Annotated in this window: 12 protein-coding genes and 4 pseudogenes; 11 read left to right on the forward strand and 5 right to left on the reverse strand. The window is 58.9% G+C overall.

Annotation, left to right across the window (positions count from 1 at the left end):
* Positions 1-682: 682 nt before the first annotated feature.
* Positions 683-1,552 (forward strand): PTS sugar transporter subunit IIA, encoded by an 870-nt coding sequence (locus FZF13_RS00750; RefSeq protein ID WP_167523833.1) that lies wholly within the window; start codon positions 683-685, stop codon positions 1,550-1,552.
* A 126-nt stretch (positions 1,553-1,678) separates the two neighbouring features.
* Positions 1,679-2,047 (forward strand): hypothetical protein, encoded by a 369-nt coding sequence (locus FZF13_RS29215; protein ID WP_246192414.1) that lies wholly within the window; start codon positions 1,679-1,681, stop codon positions 2,045-2,047.
* 516 nt (positions 2,048-2,563) lie between these two features.
* Here the strand turns inward: FZF13_RS29215 and FZF13_RS00760 are convergent.
* Together FZF13_RS00760 and FZF13_RS00765 are read right to left on the reverse strand one after the other, a co-directional pair.
* Positions 2,564-2,926, reverse strand: coding sequence for a type 1 periplasmic-binding domain-containing protein (locus FZF13_RS00760; protein WP_150978914.1), 363 nt, complete (start codon positions 2,924-2,926; stop codon positions 2,564-2,566).
* Positions 2,927-3,005: 79 nt separating this feature from the next.
* Positions 3,006-3,760, reverse strand: a protein-coding gene (locus FZF13_RS00765) for an IS5 family transposase (protein ID WP_150978915.1) whose coding sequence is annotated in 2 segments (ribosomal slippage) — positions 3,006-3,436 and positions 3,436-3,760 — 756 coding nt in all. Because the reading frame shifts where the segments join, the coding sequence is not laid out codon by codon here.
* Positions 3,761-4,138: 378 nt separating this feature from the next.
* On the opposite strand from FZF13_RS00765, the gene FZF13_RS00770 reads away from it, so the two are divergent.
* The 9 genes and pseudogenes from FZF13_RS00770 to FZF13_RS00810 all read left to right on the forward strand — a co-directional run.
* Positions 4,139-5,059 carry a LysR family transcriptional regulator gene (locus tag FZF13_RS00770; RefSeq protein ID WP_083237606.1) on the forward strand — a complete coding sequence of 307 codons (921 nt, stop codon included), beginning with the start codon at positions 4,139-4,141 and terminating at the stop codon, positions 5,057-5,059.
* A gap of 114 nt (positions 5,060-5,173) precedes the next feature.
* Positions 5,174-6,766, forward strand: coding sequence for a peptide ABC transporter substrate-binding protein (locus tag FZF13_RS00775; RefSeq protein ID WP_245317378.1), 1,593 nt, complete (start codon positions 5,174-5,176; stop codon positions 6,764-6,766).
* Between the two features lie 23 nt (positions 6,767-6,789).
* Positions 6,790-7,728 (forward strand): ABC transporter permease, encoded by a 939-nt coding sequence (locus tag FZF13_RS00780; RefSeq protein WP_065996712.1) that lies wholly within the window; start codon positions 6,790-6,792, stop codon positions 7,726-7,728.
* On the forward strand, positions 7,725-8,687 hold the full coding sequence (locus FZF13_RS00785) for an ABC transporter permease (protein WP_245317382.1): 963 nt from the start codon (positions 7,725-7,727) through the stop codon (positions 8,685-8,687). The genes FZF13_RS00780 and FZF13_RS00785 overlap by 4 nt, the downstream gene beginning before the upstream one ends.
* A complete protein-coding gene (locus FZF13_RS00790) occupies positions 8,687-9,715 on the forward strand; it encodes an ABC transporter ATP-binding protein (protein ID WP_065996676.1) in 1,029 nt (342 codons plus the stop codon). The genes FZF13_RS00785 and FZF13_RS00790 overlap by 1 nt, the downstream gene beginning before the upstream one ends.
* Positions 9,716-9,720: 5 nt before the next feature.
* Positions 9,721-10,785, forward strand: a complete 1,065-nt coding sequence (locus FZF13_RS00795) for an ABC transporter ATP-binding protein (RefSeq protein WP_065996677.1) — start codon at positions 9,721-9,723, stop codon at positions 10,783-10,785.
* Positions 10,772-11,740: a dipeptidase gene (locus FZF13_RS00800; RefSeq protein ID WP_065996678.1), complete on the forward strand. Its 969-nt coding sequence runs from the start codon at positions 10,772-10,774 to the stop codon at positions 11,738-11,740. The genes FZF13_RS00795 and FZF13_RS00800 overlap by 14 nt, the downstream gene beginning before the upstream one ends.
* Positions 11,741-11,791: 51 nt before the next feature.
* Entirely contained in the window at positions 11,792-12,406 is a 615-nt protein-coding gene (locus FZF13_RS00805; protein ID WP_065996679.1) for a C39 family peptidase, read from the forward strand.
* A 401-nt stretch (positions 12,407-12,807) separates the two neighbouring features.
* Positions 12,808-14,706: pseudogene (locus FZF13_RS00810) on the forward strand (Tn3 family transposase); the annotation flags it as partial.
* Between the two features lie 24 nt (positions 14,707-14,730).
* Here FZF13_RS00810 and FZF13_RS00815 read toward each other — a convergent pair.
* The 3 pseudogenes from FZF13_RS00815 to FZF13_RS00825 all read right to left on the reverse strand — a co-directional run.
* A pseudogene (locus tag FZF13_RS00815) lies at positions 14,731-14,907 on the reverse strand (ATP-binding protein); the annotation flags it as partial.
* A pseudogene (istA, locus tag FZF13_RS00820) lies at positions 14,897-16,006 on the reverse strand (IS21 family transposase); the annotation flags it as partial. The pseudogenes FZF13_RS00815 and istA, both read right to left, overlap by 11 nt.
* 26 nt (positions 16,007-16,032) lie before the next feature.
* Positions 16,033-16,963: pseudogene (locus FZF13_RS00825) on the reverse strand (LysR family transcriptional regulator).
* Positions 16,964-16,985 lie beyond the last annotated feature (22 nt).

Genomic DNA, 16,985 nt, shown 5'->3' on the forward strand with positions numbered 1-16,985 from the left:
CGAGCTCGACAGCCAGCCTATGTCGAACCAGACAGAACGTCTATTTGACAAAATTCAGCATATTTCTGCTTCGGGCTCAGCGGCATCTACCGAAAACGAGAGAGCGGAGTTTCCTCGATCCGTCAATGCTGGCGCGCTTGGCTGCCTTCAAGCCTCGGCTGATTTGAAGTAGGCTAGTAGGAAGAAATCTAGCGCAGAAGAAGAGCAGATAAAATATTAGTCCTGGTTCTCTATGTAATAATATTTAGAAATAACATTTTTATGCATATTCGCCCATTGGTCGGTTATGAAAATATTTCACAAACTTGAAATCTCAAAATAAACATATATATGAAATGTATGCACATGGATACATACATCAAGATTTCGAGGCTTGCAGGGGAAGGGCGCGTGTCTTCCCGGAGCAGGTCTTTCACTCCTTGATTCCGCACGTAATCCTGCTCCGGGACATTCCCTAAATTGCGGTTCATTCCTGCGGCGCTGAGAGCGCTGCATCGATGGAGCGTGACATGAGAATATCCCGTTCACGGCATATCTGCCATTTCTGCAACCGCTCGCTGCCGAGAGCCGCCGCCAGATGTCCTTGGTGCATTGCCATGATGGTGGTGCCTTCAATGTTGACGGATCATCCGTCTCCGCGTCATTCCCCGATTGCCCGTTTGGCATCGAGGGATGCACAGCTATGAACATCCCGTTGAGCCGAATGCAGCGAGACGATGCCTTCGCCAACATCGTTTCAGTCCGGGATTTCAATGACCGAGGCAGTCGCGACCCGTATGCCGGTTTCGCATCCAGGGCGGGCACAGGCGACTTTCTCGACTTCGGCGCAGTTGACGATCCGAAAGCGTTCTCCGGACAGGGCTTCGGCGAGGCCACGCCTTATCGGACGAACATCGTCGCTTTCCTTGCTGAGCAAAATGTCGTGTTGGGCTTGCCGGCCAACGACAAGCGGTCGACGCTCGTCAGATTGGCTGCCCGGCTCGGCGACCAGGCTGGGTTGAGTCGCGGTGCCGTTCTTGCGGCAATGCTTCGCCGTGAGCGCCTCGGCTCGACCGCTATCGGACATGGCGTTGCGATTCCCCATGCGCGGCTTGAGGGAATTTCGCAGCCGCAGGCGGTGCTCGCGACTTTGCGGCGCCCGGTCTGGTTCGACGCGCCGGACGAACGGCCGGTGGACCTGCTGCTCGCCATTTTGTGGCCGAAGGTCGATAGCGCGGGCTTTCTGCGCGCCTTGGCCCACGTCAGCCGCCTTCTGAGGGACGAAGGACTCCGCGAGAGCCTCCGATTGACCAAAACGCCAGCGGAAGCTCTTGCCTGCATCGAAGTCTTTGAAGAAAAGATCGTCCATCCATCCGACGGCGATGATCCGACGTCGTCAGAACCTGCTTCTGACCTTAGAGCGTCGTGCCGGCTTGCGAGTGGGCACCGCGCCAAACGACCTTCGATCAAGAACTGGCCAACGGTAGATAGTGACCATGCACAATCTCCCGATCTCCGTTGCTCTGGTCATCTGCGTGGCGGCAGCTTTTCTAGCGGTCTCGGTTGCCGCTAATGAAGATCCAACTCGTTGGGCGAAGAGACTGCGGGAAGGGTGACTTTCTTCTGAAACTCACAGTGATCGAAACCGGCGGAACCTTTCCGCCACCACCGGTGTTCGTCTGGTCTGGAGGAATCAACCATGCCCGACGACCCAAATTACGAGACAGGTGCCCGCGAGCCGGTGGAGAAGAAGCAGCCCGACGCGAACGAAGATGTTTCGCAGGGCACCGCTACCAACAAGTTGCCGCCGACGCCGTTCGGCAATTCTGAGCCCGTCGATGACGTGGACGAAAAGCCCCGGCATTCCGACGGTCAAAGTCTACCGTTTGAAGGATCGCCCAGCCCTTCTACCGAGCAGATAGCGGGGGCTGGCCCCGCAATCTCTGAACGTTCGAAGGATGCCCACGCTTCGGGCCCCAATAGGCAACCGGGTGCCTATGTCGAGGATGACCCGCTGCCGAACCTTCCTGACGGCGGGGCGAGCGCCGCCGAAGGCAAGCCCCGATAGCAAGGTGAGGAACTAGCAAAGTGAAAGCATCCATTCGCGGCTCTATTATGCTGCCAGTCATCAAGCGTGCCGAGCCTCCACTCCCGGAATGGAAACTGCACGCTATCGAGATTGGCCATGCGGAGGCTCGACGTGCAGCGGCGAGTTCGAGGGCGAAAAAACCTTCTGTTCAGAAATCGGTTGCTCTTTCGCGCCCGGCCATTGCGTTCAGTTCCTTGGTCAGTTCAGTGCTAGGGTTGGCGTTGACCTAGGATATGCAGGAGCGGGGCGAATAGTGCCCTCAGTCTGCTGCAACCAATGCCTTCGACGCGCGTTCTTACCGAGGAAACCAGGAATGTGTTTGCGGCCTATGCTCGCCGACGAGAAATTCTCGTGGAGGATACGCTGCCGTACATCAAGCGCCAGATCCGTAGCAGCAGGGGAGCGTGAATTGCCGCCTCACGTCCCAAACAGCGAACAGGCCGGCTAGGTCGGGATTTCCCTGCAGCAGCCCGGCGGTCGCGGCCTTGGCCTGCGTCACATCGGCGAACTTGCCGCGCACCAGTGACAAATCCGGCCGATGGGTGGCCATCCACTTGCGGAAAGCGATCTCGCGGTCGTGCGTGGCAAAGAAATCCACCCCATAGGCAAAACGCCAACCAACCCAACAGCCAGCAGTTCCGCCCCAATCTGCCCGAGGCCGAAATTGTCGGTGGAAATAACGCTGACATAGTCCTTGCCCGGCAGCATGCCGGTCGGTGCGTTGTCGAGCAGCAGAAGCTTCTTCCCCGCCGCCGCTATCGCGCGATGGGCATCGGCCGCCCTGGCGCTACCGATGGGGCCGTTCAATTCGGCGATCTGCCTGTCGACGTCGAAGGCGCAATCGATGACCTCGACCACCGCCGCGCCATAGCGGCCGAGCGGGGGGCGGAGCCGCCCGCAGGATTGTATCGCGGTTACTAGGCTCAGGACTCATTGCTCATAGCCAGAAGATTACGGTTGCAGCCAGAGAGATGGCGGAGAAGAAGGCCATTGGACACCTGTCGTAGCGTGTAGCGACACGCCGCCAGTTGAGACGCCCGAACATGACCTCGATCCGGTTGCGTCGTTTGTAGCGCCGCTTGTCGTATTTGATGGTCTTATTCCGGGATTTCCTGCCCGGAATGCAGGGAGTGATGCCCTTCGCCTGTAAAGCGTCACGAAACCAGTCGGCATCATACCGGTCGGCCAGCAGCCATTTGGCCTTGGGAAGCTCGTCAAGCAAGGCGACAGCGCCGGTGTAATCGCTGACCTGACCTGCTGTTATGAAGAAGCTGATCGGGCGACCATTCGCATCCGTTACGGCATGAAGCTTGGTGTTCATGCCGCCTTTCGTGCGTCCAATCAGGCGGCCAGCGCCCCCTTTTTTACCCGCAGGCTGGAAGCCGTGCGGTGGGCCTTGAGATAGGTCGCGTCGATCATGATCGTCTTGCGCTCCGGAGCCTCAGGCACAGCCAGGCCTTCCATCATCTGGATAAAGATACCTTTGTCGCCCCAGCGCTTCCAACGATTATAAAGCGTCTTTGCAGGGCCGTATTCCTTCGGCGCATCGCACCACCTGAGCCCATTGCGGTTGACGAAGATGATGCCACTCAGAACGCGCCGATCATCAACGCGCTGGCGGCCATGGCTCTTGGGAAAATAGGGCTGGAGACGAGCCATTTGCTCGTCCGTCAGCCAAAACAAATTACTCATCAGTCAGGCTCCTGCACACCAGCCTGAATCATAGCCAGCACTTCAAATCAATGGGTCCTGAGCCTAGGTCGGCCCGACCATCTTCGGCAACGTCACTTCCAACATGACGCGAGGTGTTCGGTCCTGTGTTGGTGGTCATTCCATAGACTATGCCAGGTGGACCCAGATCGATGACAGGATCAGGCCAAGTTCGACTAGGGTGGAAACGAGCAAACGACCCGACGACGCGAAACTCTCGAAGCGCTGGTGCGGGGTTGGTCGAGGGAGGTAGCGTTTTGCCCGGCTCGACCTTAAAAAAGAAAAGATCCTTGAGCATACTGAGCCGTCCATCGGCTTGAACGGACACTACAGACGCCGTCCAGCGGCATAGAGAGCAAAGTGACCATTGAACTGCGCCATCTTCGGGTCTTCGTCGCGGTCGCAAAAGAGGGCAATTTTCGGCGTGCAGCTGAGCGACTGAACATTGCGCAACCGGCGCTCAGCCGAACAATCCGCGACCTGGAACAACTGCTCGGCGTTCAGCTTTTCGAGCGCACGACCCGTTCCGTGGTCCTAACCGCAGCCGGGCAGGTATTCCTTCCCGAGGTGAATGATCTTCTTGAGCATCTCGCCGCTGCCATTCGCGTCACCCGCCGGGTTGAAGAGGGCGATCTCGGCTCCCTCACCGTTGGCTTCAATGACTTTGCCATAAATGACTCACTGCCGAAGATCATCCGCGACTTTCGCTCGCTTAATCCAGGAATTGAGATCGAACTTCGATCTATGAGTTCACCGGACATGGCCGACGCCCTGCGCAAGCGGCGCTTAGACATCGGCTTCCTTTCCGGCGAGCATCTCGTCGCGGGTTTGGAATATGAAGTGCTGCGCCGTGAGAGGCTGATCTGCCTTTTGCCGAGGGGGCATGCGCTCGCCGATGCCGCGGCCATCGATCTTACCGCCCTGGCCGAAGAACCGTTTGTGCTGGGAGCGACCGGCTCTTGGGACACATTCATCGATGTGGTCGACGCTTTCTGCATGTCTGCGGGCTTTCGCCCGCGCGTGGTGCAGGAAGCAGCCCATTCTGACGGTATCGTCAATCTCGTAGCCGCTGGTATGGGGATATCAGTTTATGTGGACGCGGCCTGGCTTAAGATCCGACAGGACATCGTCCTTCGGCGTTTTCACCAGCATCCTCCGCCGTTCGCGACCGTGGCTGCATGGCATCCAGACCTCAAATCCAAAGCGCTTCAGAAATTTGTCGCTCTCGCTCGAAAGACCTTGCTCGCAAACGAGCGAAACCCGGACGTATTCAGCTATTGATGCCGCAAGCGCATCAATAATGGGGAAATCAGTATTAGAAATTGCCTCATCGAACCAATAGCGTCGACCCAACGGAGACACCGTAAAGACCTCGGGATGAAATGGGAGATTTCGATGATACTGGCACGTACCATCACAGCGTCAGCCAGCGCCTTTGCCCTTGGGCTCGGCCTGGCAATGGGCCTCGCCCACGCAGGAAATACAAACACCTTCCGCATGATGTCCGGCGAGCCGCGCTTTATGGACCCCAACCTGGCGACGGACTACTCCATTTACGTCAATGCCCAGCTCTTCGAGCCATTGGCACGCATAGACGAGAAGGGCAATCTGGTACTTCGCCAAGCAAAGAGCATCGACTTGGCGCCCGATGGCAGAACATGGACCATCACACTCGACCCCGCCTACAAATGGTCGAATGGCGACCCGGTCACGGCCCAAGATTGGGTTTACTCCTGGAAGCGCATTCTCGATCCTAGGCTAGCCAGCGAAGTCGCCCCCTTTTTGAGCGACGTCGAAAATGCCGAAGCTTACAACAAAGGTAAGATCACGGATCCAGACGCTGTCGGCATCAAGGCGACTGGCGAATTTACATTTCAAGTCAAGACATCGGTTGTGGCTCCCTATTTTCGTGCCAAGCTTGCCTTGCCGTACCTGACCCCGGTCCCGAAAGCTGTTGTGGAGAAGGCAGGCGATAAGTGGATCGCGCCAGAGAACATGCTGTCCAACGGCCCATATAAGCTGGCGAGCCGCATCAACGACCAGTCGATCACGATGGAGGCCAATCCATACTACGGTGGTCAGAAGCCGCAGATCGGGAAGATCGAGATAACGGTCGCTTCGGACGATCTGTGCACGGCACAATTGCGAGCTTTCGAAGCCAGCGAGATCGACTTTGCCTCCTGCGTTCCGCCCCAAGACATACCTCGGGTCAAGGCCGACGCAGAGCTTTCCTCGCAACTCGTGCCGTACGCCATTCCAGGCACCATCTGGGCACAGTACGACCTCACCCGTGCCCCTTGGAATGACAAAAGGGTTCGACAAGCGCTAAGTCTGGCCGTCGACCGCAAGGCGATTGTTGCTGCGGTGAGCGATGATACCGCCAATCCGACAGCCACAGTCCTGCCTGCGTCGATCGCGGGCAGTAACACTGCAGATGCGTTGAAGGGATCAGTAGACGATGCGAAGAAGCTGCTGGCCGAGGCCGGGTTCCCGGACGGCAAGGGCTTCCCTCAATTCACCATCACTGCTTCGGCCAATCGTGGCCAGCCGCTGATTGCCCAGCTCCTTCAGCAGATGTGGCAGGACAATCTCGGGGTAACAGCCACGATCAATGTCCTTGAGGAGAACGCATACCGCGCTTGGGTCAAATCGCGAAAAACCGAACCCTACGATGTCATGATTAATCAGTGGTATTCGGACTATTCCGACCCGGCGAATTGGTTCGGCGAGCTCTTCATCGGCGATTATCGCAACAACCATTTCACGACGCCCGAATTCGCCGACCTGGTTGCGAAGGGAAATGTAGAGACCGATCCAGCAAAGCGGATCGAGATCTTCAAGGCCGCCAACAAGATCCTGGAAGACGCGGCACCTATGATCCCCCTCTACAATCCGACTGACCTGTGGCTGATCAAGCCAAACGTCAAGAACCTTCAGCACGAGGGTGTTCTGGATTTATACCATATTGGTGAAGCCAATATCGAATAGAACCGTCGGGAATGGGTGGATCGATGCTGGCCTATATTGCAAGGCGCGTGTTGGCGGCGGTGCCAACGCTGCTTCTCGTCTATACGATGGTGTTTCTGATCGCGCACGTGACCCCGGGGTCGCCTTGGGACGTAGGCTCCAACAGGCCGATGGAGCCCTCGGTCAAGGAAGCGCTCGATGCAAAGTTCCGGCTCAATCAGCCGCTCTACGTTCAATATGTCGACTATCTCTCGGGCGCCCTCCGCGGCGACTTTGGCCCGTCCTATCGGGACCAGTCGCGGTCTGTGGCAGACATCATCACCACTTTTCTGCCCGTCTCGCTGAAGCTCGGCGCCGCCGCGCTACTGCTTGCCATCATCATCGGGCTGCCTCTTGGCGCACTCGCTGCGCTGACAACACACAGATACATCGATGCGGCGATTAGGATGCTAAGTACGCTGGGGACGTCGATGCCGACCTACGTCATCACGTCGGTGCTGATCGTCACCTTCAGCGTGGCGCTAGGTTGGCTACCGACTTTCGGTTTCAAAGGCATCTTTACCGCTTCGGCTATTATCCCAGTGCTGTCGCTAGCGCTGGCGCCAATGGCTGCAATCATTCGCTATTTTCGCACCAGCATGCGCGAAGTTATGCACTTGGACTTTGTGCAAACGGCACGCGCCAAAGGCATTCGGCCCATTCATGTGATCGTACGTCACATGGGCCGCAACGCCCTCATCCCCATAGTGACTGTCGTCGGCGCCTATGCGTCCTACGTGCTGGTTGGTTCGTTTTTTGTGGAGTCGATCGCCGGCATCCCGGGTTTTGGTCGCTACTTTGTCCTCGCCGTGGCGGCGCGCGATTATCCAGTGATCATCGGGACCACCTTGGTCTACGCCGTCTTCGTCATTGTCTTCAACCTTATCGTGGACGTGAGCTATTTCTTGCTCGATCCGCGGGTTCGCGTGGATCAAGCCGGATGACCATCGTCGCTGACACTTCAAGTTCACAGGGCCAGCCGTCGATGGCGACACGTTTATGGCGATCATTGACGCACGAGTGCCAGCAAAGCCCCGCTTTGGCGCTTAGTCTCACATTTTTGGCGCTTGTTGCCCTTCTGGCCCTGGCCGCGCCACTCCTGCCCTACGATGCCTACAAGCAAGACGTGCTGCATCGCAATGCTTTGCCGTCCTTGGCTCACTGGCTGGGCACGGACGAGCTTGGCCGCGACATGGTCTCGCGATTGGCTGTTGGGGCTCGCGTTTCGCTAGTCGTTGCGGTCGTCTCAACACTGATCGCCGTCTCACTTGGCGTGATGGTGGGAACGATATCAGCCTACGCGGGCGGTCGAACCGACAGGCTGGTCATGCGGTTCGTCGACAGTATGTACGCCTTCCCCGACACGCTCTTTGCAATCCTGATCGCCTCGTTGGTAAAGGGGCAACTCAGTGGCCAGGTAACTGGCGCGCTGGAACCGCTGGCCGCCCTGTACCGGCTCTCAGGGGGACTGCTCGGCGTCCTTCTGACGCTCAGTCTCACTTCCTGGCTCACGACGGCGCGCCTGGTACGCTCGCAAGTTATGGGTCTCAAGCACAGCGAGTACGTGCTGTCGGCCCGCCTGTCCGGAGCGAGCCACTGGCGGATCATCCGGGCGCATATCCTGCCAAACTGTCTGCCCGTGATCCTGGTATCGGCAAGCTTTGTGGTGCCAAATGCTATTCTTTTGGAGGCAGGGCTGAGCTTCCTTGGTGTCGGCGTCGACCCACCGACGCCGAGTTGGGGCACTATGATTGCTACAGGCGTGAAGTCGATCCAAGCTTATCCTCATCTGCTGTTGATGCCGGCGTTGGCCATCGGGTTCTCGCTGCTCGCCCTGAATGTTGGCGGCGACGCCTTGCGCGACAGGTTCGATCCCGCTCTCCGCGGCCATGGGAGTGTCTGATGGCAGCCCTTCTCAAAATCCGCGACCTGCGTGTCTCATTCTCTATCGGAGCCAAGTTTTTTGGCCGAGGCAGAAATGTTCGCGCCGTGGACGGCATCGACCTCGACGTTACGGCTGGCGAGACACTGGCCATCGTCGGCGAGAGCGGTTGCGGCAAAACCACTCTTGGCCGCACAATCGCGATGTTGCAGCGGCCGAGTTCCGGCTCGGTTGAATTCATGGGTGTACGGCTCGACAGGCTGCGGTCCAAGGATTTGCGCAATGCCCGCCGAAGCATGCAGATGATATTCCAAGATCCAAATGCCAGCCTTGATCCTCGCCAGAGTGTTGAGGCGATCGTAACGGAGCCCTTGCTGATCGCCGGTGCGAGCACTGCTTTGCGGAAACAGCGCGCGGCGGAACTTCTCGATGTGGTCGGTTTGGGCGCAGAAGCTGGCATGCGTTTGCCGCGCGCCTTCAGCGGCGGCCAACGTCAGCGCATCGGCATCGCTCGAGCACTCGCGGCGTCGCCCAAGCTGATTATCTGCGACGAGCCACTAAGCGCGCTTGATGTGTCTATCCAGGCGCAGATCGTGAACTTGCTGATCGAATTGCAGCGCCGCTTTGGGCTCACCTACATCTTCATTTCGCACGATTTGGCGGTCGTCCGGCAAATGGCGAGCCGAATTGCCGTCATGTACCTCGGCACTGTGGTGGAACTTGCTGATGCGGAGCGGCTGTTTGCGGCACCGCGTCATCCCTACACCGTGGCGCTTTTGTCCGCCGTACCGACACTCGGGGGGCCGGTGCATTCCGCTATGGAGCCTCTGTTGGCGTCGGGCGATCCTCCTTCGCCGCTCAACATGCCGCGAGGCTGTCGCTTCCATCCTCGCTGCTGGTTGCGGAAAAAACTCGGCGATCCGGCGATCTGCACGAGCCAGGAGCCGCGCCTGGTCGCGACAGACACCCACCAGGCGGCGTGCCACTTCGCAGACGAAACCGCTGCTCATGCTGCGGCGCCGCTCCCAGTCGCGGCAGAAGCCTTTTAGGAACCATGGCGATGCTCGTACGTCCCCAAAGCTCGGGCAGGCTGCTCGATGTGATGGATCTAAGTGTCCACATTCCAAGTGCGCGCGGTATCGTGGAGGCCGTGGACGGCGTGTCGTTCGGTATCGATCGTGGCGAGGTCGTCGGCATCGTCGGCGAAAGCGGCTGCGGCAAAACGATGCTCGCACTGTCGCTCATACGCCTCGTGAGACATCCGGGCAGGATCGCAAATGGCAAGATTTTGTTCGCTGGTCGCGATCTGCTGACGCTGCCCGAGCGGGAGATGCGCAAGGTCCGCGGTGGGCAGATCGGGATGATCTTTCAGGACCCGTCGGCCTCGCTGAACCCGGTCATGACCGTCGGCCGGCAGATCGGCGAGGCGATCCAGGCGCACAACAATGTGACGCGCCGCGAAGCGCGAAGGCAGGCGGTCGACATGCTGCATGCGGTCCGTATTCCTGAGGCGGCCGCTCGCGCCCGCAGCTATCCGCATGAATATTCCGGCGGCATGCGCCAGCGCGTCGGTATTGCCATCGGCACTGCCAATCACCCTGAGCTCGTGATCGCCGACGAGCCGACAACTGCGCTCGACGTCACGGTGCAGGCGCAGATCATCAGCCTTCTGGCGAACATGAATCGCGACGAGGGAACGGCTATAATTTTCATCTCCCACAACATCGCGCTGGTTTCGCAGTTCTGCTCACGAGTGCTCGTCATGTATGCCGGGCGCATCGTCGAGGAAGGTCCGACGCGTGAAGTTTTCGGAAATCCCAGCCATCCCTACACCGCAGCGCTTCTGAAGGCCGTCCCCCGCGTCGATAAACATCTCGCAAACGGGTTGGAAACGATTGAGGGCCGACCGCCCGACCTTGCTCGCAAGCCGAGTGGTTGTGCATTTCACCCCCGGTGCCCGGCGCGAATCGATCGGTGCGCAATTGCCGCCCCGCCCAAATTTACCGTCGCCTTCGGTTATGCGAGCCGCTGCTGGCTCGCGGCAGGCACGGAAGGCGGCGACACCGCTCACGCAATTGAGAATCCTACCAAGGGAAGAACCCGCGATGACGCTGAATGACCTCTCGCCGATACTGCTCGATGCTGCCGCGCCGATGATCAACCCGCGAGATGTCGACAAGCGCTTGCCCGATATGATCGCTGGGGGGCTTGACGCAGTACTCGCAACGGCAGGAGCGATCGAGGATTTTCGCACCACCATGGAAGATGTGGCCAAATGGCTTGAGATCGAGCGCTCCGGCGCTCGCAAAATCAAGATCGCCAGATCGGTTGCCGACATCCGGGAAGCGAAGGCCTCCGGCAAGATAGCGATAGTTTTGCACTTCCAGGGCTCCGATGCGATCGAGGACGAACTCGACTTCATCAACGTTTTTCACGCCTGCGGGCTTCGGGTGATGCAGCTGACCTACAATGCTCGCAATCGGGTCGGCGATGGCTGTTTCGAGATCACCGATGGAGGCTTGAGCAAATTCGGCCGTAAAGTTATTCGCCGCATGGAAGCGCTTTCGATGGCGGTGGATCTCGCCCACGCAGGACCGCGTACCGCCTTGGAGGCAACCGAGGTCGCCTCTCGTCCAATGATCATATCGCATGCAAATGCGCGGGCACTGATGGAGACGCCGCGCAATGTCAGCGACGATTTGATCCGCGCGGTCGCAGCTTCGGGTGGGGTGGTTGGCGTCTGCGCAGCGCCATTTTTCCTGACCAAGGATGGACCCGCAACACTTGACATGCTGATCGACCATGCTGTGTACATCGCCGATCTCGTAGGGCCTCAACATGTCGGATTAGGCTTCGACTTTGCTGAGGAGAATGAGGAAGACTACGTCTACTTCGGCTACGACGAGCGCTACATACCAATGCCGCCGTGGACCTTTCCGTCGCGCATTGCGAGTCACGCCGAAGCCGGCAACCTGGAATCTTCATTGAGGACGCGGGGCTTTGGTGAAGCTGAGATTCGCGGCGTCTTGGGGGAAAACTTCCTGCGGGTTTTCGAGGAAATCTGGGGTTGTTGACATTTCGTAGGCTGCGAGGCTTTCCAACTGCTAGGACATATCCGCGATGCGATGAGGCAGATTCCGTATTTCAGCCAGTGGGAGACACCTGATCTCACCGCCAAAATCTTGGACCAGGGTGTCGAGGTTGCCTTGCGGCAAGATCCTCTTTGGCGTTCGTCTGGGGCATCGTCCATAGACGAATACACCGCTTGGGCGTGGAATATTTGCGGTATGGCCTGCCTCAAGATGATCCTTGCAGCTCGCACAGGTATCATTTGGCCAACGATTGAACTTGCAAAAAGATGTGCTGCTTATGGCGGCTATGTCGTCGAACCCGAGACCACAGTTATCAAGGGGCTGATCTACGCACCCTTTGTAGAATTCGTGGGTAAGGAATTCGGTCTGGAGGCAAAGATCGTAACAGGCCTCGTCGCAGAGACGCTGCCTGAGCAGGTCAAAACCTCGGACTTCTTTGTTGCGTCAGTTCACAGTTCGATCCGTTCTCCCAATGGCCACCCGCCAGCAAAAGGTGGTCATCTCGTACTGGTGACAGCGGTGTCAGATACCAATGTCGTCTTCCACAATCCGTCCGGCCTCGATCCGGAAACTCAGATAAACGTCAAGATGGATCTCGCCGTGTTCGGGCGGTACTTCGCAGGTCGAGGCATCGCCATCCACCCCTGAAATTTCCAGAGCGTTTGCCTGCTGGTGCGGCCACTCTCAAAGATTGCGTTGGCGGCGACAGATACTGTGACCGGTCACTGGCGTAGCGGCAACGCAGCCATCACGACGATGTCAGGCACGCAGTAACAATCAGGCGGTTACCGTTCGGCGCGTTGGTCGACGGACTGCTCCATGCCGTGCATGCTCAGGCTCCGAAGCATGATGACCATGCCCCGCTGGCGGGCTTATGACGCATGGCGAAACGATGGGCTCAGCGCGCTTTCAACCGCCGAGCAAGCCGGCAGACTCATCGTTGCTGGGACTGGTCGGAACAAAAAGGAACGGAACTCAGGCATCCTCATTGGTTATTCTCTTTCGGGTAGGCTTCTTAATGAACATGGCGCGAAGAGCGTCGGAGTGGGCTGCTCCGGATGAAGCCTGAGCTCGAATCGATGGTCGAGGACAACGAGGCGTCGCCATTGACCTTAGCGGCCGAGCAATATGCGACTGTCAACAAATATGCCGGTGCGTTCCTGCAGGCATTCACGTTCCGCTCAGCGCGCCGCCACGATCCGCTTCTTGCGGCGACTGCGTTGCTGAGACGGCTCTATGCCGAGAAGCGCCGAGCGCTGCCGGAGCGTGTCCCCACAACTCACCTCAGCCAAGCCGATCGCAAGCTCATTCTTGGACAGGAGAAGCCGGATCGTCGTCTCTATGAAATCGCAACGCTCGGGGCTTTGCGAGATCGCCTTCGGTCGGCGGACATATGGGTCGACGGTAGTCGATCCTTCCGACCAATCGACGAGCATCTGATGCCGAGGTCAACGTTCACCACAATGAAGGAGCAGGATAGGCTCGGACTTGGCGTTCAGGGTGACGGTGCGGCCTGGCTCGCGGAAGCGCGACAGATGCTCGACTTCAACCTGAAGCGGCTGGCGCATAGAGCACGATCCGGAAAGCTCGAAGGTGTTCGTCTGGAAGCCGGCACGTTGATCGTTACGCCAACCGCTGGTGAGGTGCCCGTGGAAGCTGAGGATCTTAACGCCGAGATCAGTGAACTCTATCCGTTGATCGAGGTGCCAGACCTCCTCAGGGAAGTGCACGAATGGACCGGCTTTGCGGATTGCTTCACGCATGTTCGAACGGGTGACACTCCGAGGAATGTCTCGGCCATGCTGGCTGGCGTACTGGCCGACGCGACCAACCTCGGTCCGAAACGGATGGCCAGCGCGTCCAAAGGCATCAGCGCTCACCAGATCAGCTGGATGCGTACCTTCCACGCCCGGTCAGAGACCTACCGCGCAGCCCAGGCCTGCGTGACGGACGCACACATCCGCCATCCGCATTCTCGCCTTTGGGGCAACGGCACGACGTCATCATCTGATGGCCAATTCTTCCGAGCAAGCGACCGAGCCGCAAAGCGCGGAGATATCAATCTACATTACGGCAGCGAGCCCGGTTCGAAATTCTACAGTCATCTGTCCGACCAGTACGGCTACTTCAGCATCCTGCCCATCAGTCCGACTGAGAGCGAAGCTGCCTATGTGCTCGACGGGCTGTTCGATCAGGACACGACCCTCGACATTCAGGAGCACTTCACGGACACCGGCGGCGCCAGCGATCACGTCTTCGGATTGTTCGCCTTGATCGGCAAACGCTTCGCACCTCGGTTACGCAACCTCAAGGATCGGAAGTTCCACACGTTCGAGAAAGGCGATGCATACCCGGCGCTGTCGAACCACATCGGAGCACCGATCAACACCACGCTCATTCTCGACCACTGGGACGATCTTCTTCATCTCGCGGCGTCGATCACGACGCGATCCGTCGTGCCGTCGACCATCCTGAAGAAGCTTTCGTCATCGCCAAAAGAAGGTCAGCTCGCCAGGGCGCTGCGGGAACTGGGTCGTATTGAGCGGTCTCTCTTCATGATCGAATGGTACTCGAGCCCGACATTGCGCCGGCGCTGCCAAGCCGGGCTCAACAAAGGTGAGGCCGCGCACAAGCTCAAACGCGCGGTGTTTTTCCATGAGCGAGGCGAAATCCGCGATCGGTCGTTCGAAAGTCAGGCCTTCCGGGCGTCTGGCCTCAATCTCGTTGTCAGCGCGATCGTGCATTGGAATACGGTCTATCTTGATCGGGCTGTCACACACTTGAAAATGGCGGGCAAAAACATCCCCGAGATGCTGCTGAAGCACATCTCCCCACTCAGCTGGGAGCACATCAACCTGACCGGCATCTACACTTGGGACAGCGAGCAGCATCTGCCGGAAGGCTTTAGGACACTGCGCCTTCCGGTGGGGCTAAAGCGTGCCGCATGATGTTCATGATCCGTTCGACCTTAGCGTCCGATTCTGAGCAGTTCTTGTTCCGACCCCCAACAGTTGCGACAGGATGGGGATGGCACCCTCGAAGGCGGGAGAAGCCTGTTCGGTAAGCTCGGCGACGGCTTGCGCCATGCCGTGCATCTTGAGGCTTCTGAGCATGATCACGAGGGCGGCACTTGCGGGATCATGACGCATGACGCACCTCCCGGGTCTGGCGCAGCGCGTCGTAGCGCTCGATATTGGCCTGCTCCTTGGCGAGGCTCAGCGCCTGCGGCGCATCCACGATCGGCGTCTCGATCGGCTTGCCGTCAACCAGCCTGCAGGAGATTGAGGATGTGGACCTTGGTCGGAACGCCGCCCTGCAACGCCGTCTCCACGGCCGTCAGCACGACCTGCTCGTCATGTTGCAGGACGAGCGACAGAATCTCGACCATCTCGCGGTCGCCGCCGGGCTTCCTGAGCAGGTGCTGCTGCAGCCGTTTGAAGGCTTCGGGGAGTTCAGTGAAGGGAGCGCCGTTGCGCAGAGCACCGGGCTTGCGCTGGATGACCGCCAGATAGTGACGCCAGTCGTAGACGGTGCGACCGGGGCCGTCATGCGACCGCTCGATGATGCGGTGGTGCTCGCATACGATCTGCCCCTCCGCAGCAACCACGATCCGTTCCGGATAGACCCTGAGGCTGACTGGCCGGTTGGCGAAGGACGCCGGCACGCTGTAGCGGTTGCGCTCCAGATGGATCAGGCAGGTCGGAGAGACCCGCTTGGTGTATTCGACGAAGCCGTCGAAGAGGCGTGGCATCGGCATCAGGCAGCGGGCTTCCTCGACCCGGGTGTCTTCGATCGTTCCCGGCCTGAGCCCATGGGGAATCTGTTGCCACAGTTCCCGACACCGCTGCTCCAGCCAGTCGTTCAGGGCCTCCAGCGATGGAACGCGCGGCATTGGCTGCCATAGCCGGTGGCGCGCATCCTGGACGTTCTTCTCGACCTGTCCCTTCTCCCAGCCCGAGGCCGGATTGCAGAGCTCGGCCTCGAATAGATAATGGCTGGCCATGGCCGAGAAGCGAGCATTGACCTGCCGCTCCTTGCCGCGCCCGATCCTGTCGACCGCCGTGCGCATGTTGTCGTAAATCCCGCGCCGGGGAACGCCGCCCGGAAGGCGTGGTTGTGGGCGTCGAACAGCATCTCGTGCGTCTGCAGCGGATAGGCCCGCACAATGAAGGCACGGCTGTAGCTGAACTTGAAGTGAGCCACCTCTCGGCGGAAATCAACATCACCTATGGCCGCTATGTCGTCTGTGTGCCCAGTTCTCGTCATCGTCCTCATTATGGAGGTGCGACCTCAAGGAGTTCCCGAACGTTACTCTCTTGTCCGGTCGCCGACGCGATGATCCACGTTCGCAATTCCGGCGCGAACGGCTTTTGCAACGCCGATCGGTCCCATGCTAGGAAATACGGATGTGGCAACCGCAGCGCGAGTTTGAACGGGATCACTAGTCGGCCCGATGCAATATCGTCTCTGGCCATCGAGAACTGTGCGAGCACGAAGCCGCGACCGTTGACGGCAGCATCAATTGCCGCGCTCGATAGCGAAAAAGCCACTTCGCCGGACTTTTTGTCGTATTTCCGGCCGATGCTTATTGCCCATTCGGTCCAGGTTGGGGGCGAGCGATGGTCGCTGGCCCACTCGATCGCGAGTAGCGGACATTCAAGGATATCTGCTGGCCTACGCAACGGGTGTCTCGTCAGCAGCGCTGGCGAGCAGGCTGGCACTACCCAGTCGGTAAACAGTTCAACATAGTGGTCGTAGTCGCGGCTTTTTGTGCCGTAGGAAATGCGGAAGTCCACCTGTTCGTCGCCGAAGCGTGTCTCGGGCTCCGAGCCAATCAACCGTACGGTTGCGCCCACGTGATGTGCTTGCCAGTCGAACAACTGTGGCGCCATTGCTGGCAAGCGAAGGAAGGCAGGAGACGGTGAGGGCGCTTTCAACCCGAGCCCTCTCCAACAACTCCCCGGCGTTACGGATGCGATCGAAACTTCCTGATATCGCGGTATGATAGACCCGTCCCCATGAAGTTAGAGCAACGGTCCGGCCGCGACGCTCAAGGAGTTGAACGCCGAGCGCTTCTTCTGCCTTTCGAATCTTCTGGCTAACTGCTCCGGGCGACACGCCAAGCTCGTTCGCCGCGGCCGTGACGCTGCCATGTCGCCCGAAGGCTTCGAATGCTTCTATGGCACGTAGCTGAGGCGGTTTCATCTGAGGGCACCCATCGTCTGTT

This window comes from Mesorhizobium terrae, assembly GCF_008727715.1.
GTDB classification, from domain to species: domain Bacteria; phylum Pseudomonadota; class Alphaproteobacteria; order Rhizobiales; family Rhizobiaceae; genus Mesorhizobium; species Mesorhizobium terrae.